Source organism: Shewanella sp. SG44-6 (genome assembly GCF_014164185.1).
Taxonomy (GTDB): domain Bacteria; phylum Pseudomonadota; class Gammaproteobacteria; order Enterobacterales; family Shewanellaceae; genus Shewanella; species Shewanella vesiculosa.
The window spans coordinates 21,653-30,292 of record NZ_JACJER010000055.1 but is presented as its reverse complement, the minus strand read 5'-3'; the positions used below and the strand labels follow the sequence as shown (position 1 = coordinate 30,292).

Below are 8,640 nucleotides of genomic sequence, written 5' to 3'. Positions count from 1 at the left end.
GTATTAAGGTATTAGTGAGAGATTTAGTCATCAATGAGCCTGTGACGGATGTAATCAAACATGGGGCATTAAGCTTACAAAAAAGTACCCATCAGTTCTGGCTTAATGGTAATGAATTAGCGCTAACTAATACCTTAATACGTGCGATTAACTCTCTTACACCAAAGGGTTTGATCAGATAATCGTTTGCTCCAGCCTCTAATAAGCGGATTTTTTCGTCTTCCTGATCTCTTGCTGTCAAAATAAGCACAGGTGTTTTGCTGCTGTGGCGGACATAGTTAAGGAAATCTATGCCATCTCCATCAGGTAAACCTAAGTCTAAAATAATCACTTCAGGACGCTGTTGATTGAATATAGTTTTAGCTTCTTCAATAGACTGCGCACCAACATAGCAATAACCTTCAGCCGTTAACGAAATACGAATAAAGGTATGAATTTGCGGTTCATCTTCAACGACCAGTATTTTATAAGTCATTTATGCCTCAGGTTTACTTATGGGGAGCGCAATACGGATTAAGCAGCCTTGCTCAACAGGAATGAACGAAATATGGCCTTGATGCGCGGCAATTATGCCTTTTGAAACGGCAAGTCCAATACCCGATCCACTGCCAGAGTCACTAGGTTGGTGATCGTGGCTTGAATAAAAAAGCTCAAATATATTGTCTGCGTATTTGGGATCAATGCCTTGGCCATGATCTTGGACATCAATATGTACATAATCTTGGGCGCAATAAAGACTGATACTGACAGGTTTATTCTTAGGGGAATATCGGAGGGCATTATCAACAACATTAAATATCGCCTGCTCAATCAATGAGCTACTAATGTATAACTGCGAAACCTTTTCCGTGTTCAAGGCAATTCGGTTCGAGCCATCGCTAAAACGTTCAATAACACGATCAATCACACTAATAATAGATACAGGCAGTTTTTTAAACGTCAATGTTCCATGCTGCATCCTGGTTGCTTGCAGTAAATTTTCAATGTATTGATGTAATCGATGACTTTCAGCTGTTGCACTATCGAGCAACTCCAGCTTTTCAAACTCGCTAAGTTTAGCCATGTATTCTTTGAGTGTCGTTAATGTGCCAATAATGGTCGCCAGTGGCGTTCTCAGATCGTGAGACACAGACAACAAGATACTATTTCTAAGTTGCGCCTGTTTTAATTCATGCTGTTGACGACGGTAATGTTGCACCAGTTTGCTGGTAGCAAATGCCACAAAAATAAACACCAGTAAATTCATGATGTCGTTAATGTTGAACATTTGTAGTGAATAACGCGGCGTGGTGAACAAAAAATTGAAGCTTAATGCTTCAATAATGGCAGAAAAATAGGCAAGCTTGATGCTACATTGCAACGCGATAACCACGATGGCCAATTGTAATAGCAATAATATTACAGCTGGTGAACCCCATACATAATCGATAATCCAGGCACTTGTTAATACCAAAAATAGCACTACAAAACTAAAAATATAGCGAGTTGAAATTAAATTTGCCCACATAATACTGTTTATCACTTAAAATTCAGTGAAGTAACAATATCAAATGATAAGCAGTATATCGCGTAAAAAAACCGTAAAATTATCAATTGTACTGAATACAATAGAGCACTAGGCTACACTGCAAAATTGCGTGTAACAGCTATTTTTATCGTGCTGATAACCTAAGTCGCGTTGAATAAGTTAGAAACCACAATGAGGTAGTACGATCTTAGATGGATAAATTACTGGCGTTGAAAATGTTTGTTGAGACAGTTGATGCGAAGGGATTTTCATCGGCGGCACGCAATCTTTCGGTGGCTACGTCATCGGTAACCCGCATGGTCGATTCGCTTGAATCAGAGCTCGGTACCGTGCTGTTAAATCGTTCAACTCGTCAAATTACCGTGTCTGATGCGGGCATGGCTTATTACATGAGTGCGAGGAAAATTCTCGACAGTGTGTTAGATGCCGATGAACAAATAAAAGACAGCCAAGATGAGGCATCAGGTCCACTGCGCGTGACAGTGCCAACAACATTTGGCAGTTTTGTTATTGCACCACACATTGGCCGTTTTTTGCATCAATACCCCAAATTAGATTTGGATTTGCAGCTCAGTGATGACATTACTGATTTATTTACCCAGCGCATCGATCTCTCCATCAGGTTGGGTTCTGCTGCACCGACCGAAGAGTTAATCAGTCGACCCCTAGGTCAGTTTCGACGGCTAGTGGTTGCCAGTCCAGAGTATATAAAACAATATGGCCTACCACAGCAACCAGCAGATTTGTTACATCACCAATGTTTACGGTTTAGTAGTCAGCTGGTCTGGACGTTTTTGTCTGAAGACGAAGAGCAACGGATCCCTATTAAAGGTAAGCTAAAGACCAATAATGTTGAAGTGATCAGAGAAGTGGTGTTATCAGGCCATGGTATTGCTTTATTACCAGATTGGTTAATTCAACAAGACATTAATAGTGGCCAAATGATCAGTTTACTGACGTCATATCAAGTAAATCCCAACAGTTCGAGTGCAGCAATTTCGGCCTTATATTTACCTAATCATCGTGGTTCGAGAAGGGTTAATGCGTTTATCGATTTTATTAGAGAGATAGTTACATAATCAGCGATTAACTCACAGGTTCATAAACTGATATACGTTACGGGTGAGTGTTGCAAAATAAGCAATAGTGTTTTGCGTCCAGTCGATATTCTGCTGTGATAGTTATTCCTTTATCATGTCTGATTAAAATCATCACTACGCTTGAGCTCTCGTCTCTGGGTCATAATCTCTTCGTTAGCGTGATTATTACCAGCTAAGCTATGGCACAATTTAACTTATAAACCTCTAAGCCACTTGAAACAATTTTATCAACGGGTTAACAGTATTTAGCTGATTGTTGATAAATAGGCTAATGGTGTAGCGAAGAAAAATAAGACTAAACCTAAGTCGTTTAGATCTATTGTTACCACGAATATATATTTACTACTGACGCCGATCCATGAGTCACTTGTGTCACCTTATATCAACAAGGAAACCTTTTTATGAGTCATTTGTTTGAATCCCTGAAAATGGGTCAGTTAACTTTGGAAAACCGGGTCATTATTGCGCCAATGTGTCAGTATTCAGCAGATGAAGGCGCCGCAACAGATTGGCATACTTTGCATTGGGGACGATTAGCATTATCAGGTGCAGGATTGTTCATTCTTGAAGCCACTGCGGTCAATCCGACTGGGCGTATTACCTATGCCGATTTGGGATTATGGGACGACAGAACAGAGCAGGCAATCGCTAAATCATTGGCTGTTGCTCGCCGTTATTCCACTATGCCCATTGCCATTCAGTTGTCACATGCTGGCCGTAAGGCATCAACTCAAAAACCATGGGATGGTGGCAATATTATCGCTGCTGATCAACCGAACGGATGGCAACCCGTTGCCCCCTCACCAATACCATTTACCCTTGATGGACCGCGACCAGAAGCCGCCAGCATTATCGATATTGGTCATATTGTGGCAGATTTTGCCGCCGCGGCTAAACGTGCAGAGCGATTAGGCATTGATGCCATCGAAGTGCATGCTGCCCATGGATATTTAATCCATCAATTTTTATCTCCATTGTCGAATCAGCGTGATGACCAATACGGTGGAAGCATTGAGAACCGTATGCGTTTATTGCTCGAGATCATTGATGCCATCCGCGCTGCAGTATCCGATAAGATCACGCTTGGAGTGCGTATTTCAGCTACCGATTGGGTCGATGGTGGCTGGGATCTTGAGCAAAGTATTATATTAGCCAAAGCCCTTAGCGTTAAGGGTTGTCAGTTTATTCATGTCAGCACAGCAGGATTAAGTCCTCAACAACAGATCCCCGTTGCACCAGAGTTTCAGGTGCCATTTGCTGACGCCATAAAACACGCTGTTGATATCCCGGTTATTGCGGTGGGCTTAATAGACAAGCCAAAGGCGGCCGATGAGATCATCGCCACTGGCAAGGCCGATGCCGTGGCATTAGCTCGAGGGATCCTTTACAACCCACATTGGGTTTGGCATGCGGCCGCTGAATTAGGGGCGCAAGTGACTGCACCACCGCAGTATCTTCGCTCGTCACCTCATGGTATGCCTTCGCCCATTAAGTAGTGTCATTTAAGCGCTATCCCTTATTACGCCAGCGTGCTTTGTATCAAGGGTTAATGTTTGCATCATTCAGCTTGTTTTGGACCGCTGCGCCATTACTGTTGTCATCTGTCTACGGGTTAAGCCAAACGCAAATTGCTTTGTTTGCATTAGTTGGTGCAATAGGTGCTGTTGCTGCGCCTATTGCAGGACGAATGGCGGATGCGGGGCACACCGAAAAAATGTCAAAGTTTGCCATGGTGTTAGCCGTGATTAGTTTTGTTCCGGGGTTTTTTAACCTGCCGTATGGTGTGATATTTCTGGTGCTAACCGGCGTATTACTCGACTTTGCCGTGCAAATGAATATGGTGCTAGGTCAGCGAGCCGTCTACACACTTGATCACACAGTCGTGGTCGTTTGAATGCACTATATATGACGAGTATTTTTATTGGTGGCGCCCTTGGTTCTATATTGGCCAGTGTTGTATATGCCCATGGTGGTTGGATTTACGTCGCGGCAATTGGCAGTGCTTTGCCATTGTTGGCACTCATCCTATTTATGAGAATATCAGCGCTAAGTAGTTCAAATAGTCAAAAACAGGTGCATGTCTAAGTTCATATAACCGAGGGGGGATACACCAACAGTTTGCCCTCAAACTCAGACATCTTTGCCCCCTCACTGTTATGTCTCAAAGCTTGTTTAGAGCATCAATTAAATACAATCAATTGCTGCGGCAGGGTGTAATTAATATATATAAGTATTTATGATGTTGAGATGAATTTAATGGGAGACTCCGGAATAGTTGCTGTTTTCGACCGCCTCAGAGATATGCCCTCAATCACTTAGCTCTGTAGCTTTTATCCGTTTTCGGTACTCATAACCTTAAGAAAAAAATCGAAAACGGTGTTCAATTTATTTGACCGCTAAAAGTACAAGCTAAGCACTTTTAAAAATAAACCGCCTCACCGTTTCACGCACAAACTTAGACGCTTTTTATCAACAAACAAAGGTCTGCGTTAATAAAGTCACTCATATTTAGGCCAAAGGTATGCTTAATGGGTAAATTACTGTCCCGCAGTGATTGAGTTGACATACTTGTCTGATTAATTCGTCTACAATCAATGCATGCATAATAAAAAGCTCACCCAATGAAAAACCAAAGTAAAACATTGACTAAGCCACTTAAGGATTACAGTAGGTTGGCTGTGGTGAATACACCTATCATTGTGGGTATTGGTGCTTCAGCTGGTGGCTTGGAAGCATTGGCAGATTTTTTTTCCCATGTATTAACTCCCAGCAGCATTGCATTTGTTGTTATTCAACACCTTGACCCAACTCGCAAAAGCATTATGCCTGAGCTTTTGCAACGCACCACCTTAATGAAAGTCACCCAAGCCAGCAATGGGATGGAAGTTAAGCCGAACTGTGTATATGTGATACCACCTAATAAAGATTTATCTATGCTTCACGGATCGCTATTTCTGCTTGATCCAATCGCCAGTCGCGGATTGCGTTTACCTATTGATTTCTTTTTTCGGGCGTTGGCTAATGATCAGAATGAGCGGGCTGTAGGGGTTATTTTGTCTGGTATGGGGTCTGATGGCACCCTAGGTTTACGCGCCATTAAAGAAAATGCTGGGGTGTCTGTGGTGCAGTCACCTGAGTTTGCCAAATTTGATTCAATGCCTTATAGCGCGATTAATACTGGACTGGCTGACATCGTTGCTCCTGCTGAAGCTTTACCAGAACAGATTATCGCTTTTCTCAAACATAGCCCTCGCGGTGTGCCAAACGATTTTGAGTCGAGTGCGGAGCTCATGTCAACAAGCGCGCTTGAGCGGATCATTATTATCTTACGTGGACGCAGTGGCAATGACTTCTCACTGTACAAGAAAAACACTATCTATCGTCGTATAGAAAGACGTATGGATTTGCATCAGCTTAAAAACATTGAACTCTACGCGCACTATTTGCGTGATAATCCGCAAGAGCAAGACCTGCTGTTCAAAGAAATATTAATAGGCGTTACTCATTTTTTTCGAGACCAAAAAGTGTGGGCGCAGCTTAAGCGCGTCTCACTTCCTGCACTGTTGGCTCATTATCCACAAGGTAAACAACTTAGAGCATGGGTAACGGCTTGTTCTACCGGCGAGGAGGCTTACTCGCTTGCGATGACGATTATGGATGTATTGGATGACGTTAAGCCAAAAGGGCATTTCACATTACAGGTCTTTGCAACTGATCTTGGTGAGGATGCCATCAATGTTGCACGAAAAGGTTATTACCCAGCAAGTATTGAGGCTGATGTCTCGCCAGAGCAATTGAATCGATACTTCATTAAAGATGGAAGTGGTTATCGCATCAATAAGCGCATTCGAGACATGGTCATTTTTGCGCCACAAAATATCATCATGGATCCACCGTTCACTAAGTTAGATATTGTTACCTGTCGTAATCTGCTGATTTATTTGGGACCGGAATTACAAAAGAAGTTAATCCCCTTGTTCCACTACTCATTAACTTCTCAAGGTATGTTAATTTTGGGAAGTGCTGAAACCATTGGTCATTACACCTCGTTGTTCTCAGAGCTCAAAGAAAATACACGCATATACACCCGCATTGATGGCCCTGCACCGCAGACGGAAGTCGACTTTTTACCCAGGATATTTCCGATTATATCTTTGGTAGAAAGTGAACCTGAGAGAACCAGTAAGATGACTACAACGATTACTAATCTACAAATGCAGGCAGATCAACTTCTCCTACAGCACTTTTCTCCAGCAGCGGTTTTGGTTAATGCGGCAGGTGACATTATTTATATTAATGGCCGCACTGGAAAATATTTAGAACCCGCGGCAGGAAAAGCCAACTGGAATATTCATGTGATGGTGCGTGAAGAACTGCAATATCAACTTGATCTGGCTATGAAGAATGCCCAGATGCAAGTCGATCCCGTAATCATTAAAAACCTAAGCATAGACACATGTACGATCAATATGACCGTACAAGCTATTTCTAAACCAAAAGCCTTGCTCGGCTTGATGATGGTGGTCTTTACTGAGGTGGCGACACCGCCCCCATATCCGCGTAGAAAAAGCGATTCACTAGCCAAAGAAACTCAGGCCGAACTGCAACAGGCCTATGACGAAATACAATCGCTTCGCGAACAAATGCAATCTTCTCAAGAAGAGCTAAGGTCTGCCAATGAAGAGCTGCAATCTGCCAATGAGGAATTGCAGTCCACCAATGAAGAATTGACCACATCCAAAGAAGAGATGCAGTCAATGAATGAAGAATTGCAAACCGTCAATAATGAGCTGCAATCAAAAGTGGATGATTTGTCATGGGTCAATAACGACATGAAAAATCTGCTTAATAGTACTCAAATTGCCACCATTTTTCTGGATAACGAACTGCATGTTCGCCGCTTCACTAACTATGCGACGCATTTATTTAAGCTTATCCAAAGTGATGTGGGCCGTGCGTTGTCTGATATCGTTACGGAATTAGATTATGTCCTGCTACAAGAAGATTCAAAGGAAGTATTGAAGACGCTTATCTTCATCGAAAAAGAAATAACCGCTAAAAACCAACGCTGGTTCAAAGTCCGTATCATGCCTTACCGTACCCAAGATGATGTAATTGATGGTGTGGTGATCACCTTTACCGATATCAGTGAAGCCAAGCTGCTTGAATCAGAGTTACGTAAGATCAGGCCTAGCTTATGAAGACTACTCCTAAGTCAGCCAAGCCGTCTACCAAAGTGCTACGTGAGCGTGCGGAAGCTAAACTGAAAAAGCAAACTAGTGATACGCAATCTCCTTCTCGTGACTATGAAGCCAAAAAGATGCTCCATGAGTTGCAGGTTCATCAGATTGAATTGGAAATGCAAAATGAGGAGTTAAAGCAAGCTCGGATAACAGAACGATTATATTATCGTTACACCGAGTTATTTGAATTTGCTCCGATTGCTTACTTTGTATTTGATCTCAATGGCATGATTAGTCAAGTCAATTTACGAGGTGCCAGCCTATTGGGTATTGATCGCGATCACTTAGTCGGCAAACCGTTTTCACACTATGTCACAGCACAATATCGTGAAATTTTTAAACGTTGCTTAGGAAAAGCCTTTAGCGGTAGTGGTATTCAATCTTGCGAAGTATTAGGCCAAGTGAGTAATAATACGCTTTGGCTCGATATTGAGGCTAATCTCGGTATCACAGGCACAGACTGTCTTGCCGCTATGATTGACATCAGTGATAGAAAACAAGCTGAAGATAGTCAAAACCGAGCGAACAAAGAGCTCGCCTTTCAAAACCAAGAGAAAGATAAGCGGGCAGACGAGTTGGTTCTGGCTAACGCAGACAAAGAACAGCGCGCCAACGAATTAGCCCTTGCTAACATAGAGCTGGCCTTTCAAAACCAAGAGAAAGATAAGCGGGCAGACGAGTTGGTTCTGGCCAATGCAGACAAAGAGCAACGTGCTAATGAATTAGCCCTTGCTAACATAGAGCTGGCTTTTCAAAACCAAGAGAAAGA

The 8,640-nt window shown here is 42.5% G+C and carries 7 protein-coding genes and 1 pseudogene; 6 read left to right on the top strand and 2 right to left on the bottom strand.

The genetic code is table 11. The features are described from left to right. Positions 1–124 precede the first annotated feature (124 nt). Both H5185_RS11560 and H5185_RS11555 read right to left on the bottom strand, forming a co-directional pair. Positions 125–475, bottom strand: a pseudogene (locus H5185_RS11560) (response regulator); the annotation flags it as partial. Further along, positions 476–1,507 (bottom strand): ATP-binding protein, encoded by a 1,032-nt coding sequence (locus H5185_RS11555; protein ID WP_182742146.1) that lies wholly within the window; start codon positions 1,505–1,507, stop codon positions 476–478. It lies immediately after the preceding pseudogene. Positions 1,508–1,719: 212 nt separating this feature from the next. Between H5185_RS11555 and H5185_RS11550 the strand changes: the two genes are divergently transcribed. From H5185_RS11550 to H5185_RS22960, 6 genes are all read left to right on the top strand, one after another. Further along, complete coding sequence (locus tag H5185_RS11550; protein WP_182742145.1) at positions 1,720–2,607, top strand: LysR family transcriptional regulator; 888 nt, start codon at positions 1,720–1,722, stop codon at positions 2,605–2,607. A gap of 422 nt (positions 2,608–3,029) precedes the next feature. Continuing rightward, on the top strand, positions 3,030–4,124 hold the full coding sequence (locus tag H5185_RS11545; protein WP_182742144.1) for an NADH:flavin oxidoreductase/NADH oxidase: 1,095 nt from the start codon (positions 3,030–3,032) through the stop codon (positions 4,122–4,124). Positions 4,125–4,177: 53 nt separating this feature from the next. Beyond that, on the top strand, positions 4,178–4,522 hold the full coding sequence (locus tag H5185_RS22750) for a hypothetical protein (RefSeq protein ID WP_220494446.1): 345 nt from the start codon (positions 4,178–4,180) through the stop codon (positions 4,520–4,522). Between the two features lie 11 nt (positions 4,523–4,533). Beyond that, positions 4,534–4,713, top strand: coding sequence for a hypothetical protein (locus H5185_RS22745; RefSeq protein ID WP_220494445.1), 180 nt, complete (start codon positions 4,534–4,536; stop codon positions 4,711–4,713). 536 nt (positions 4,714–5,249) lie between these two features. Beyond that, positions 5,250–7,829 (top strand): chemotaxis protein CheB, encoded by a 2,580-nt coding sequence (locus H5185_RS11535; protein WP_220494444.1) that lies wholly within the window; start codon positions 5,250–5,252, stop codon positions 7,827–7,829. Further along, a partial coding sequence (locus tag H5185_RS22960; protein WP_259396213.1) for a PAS domain S-box protein occupies positions 7,826–8,640 on the top strand: 815 nt, incomplete at its 3' end. The genes H5185_RS11535 and H5185_RS22960, both read left to right, overlap by 4 nt.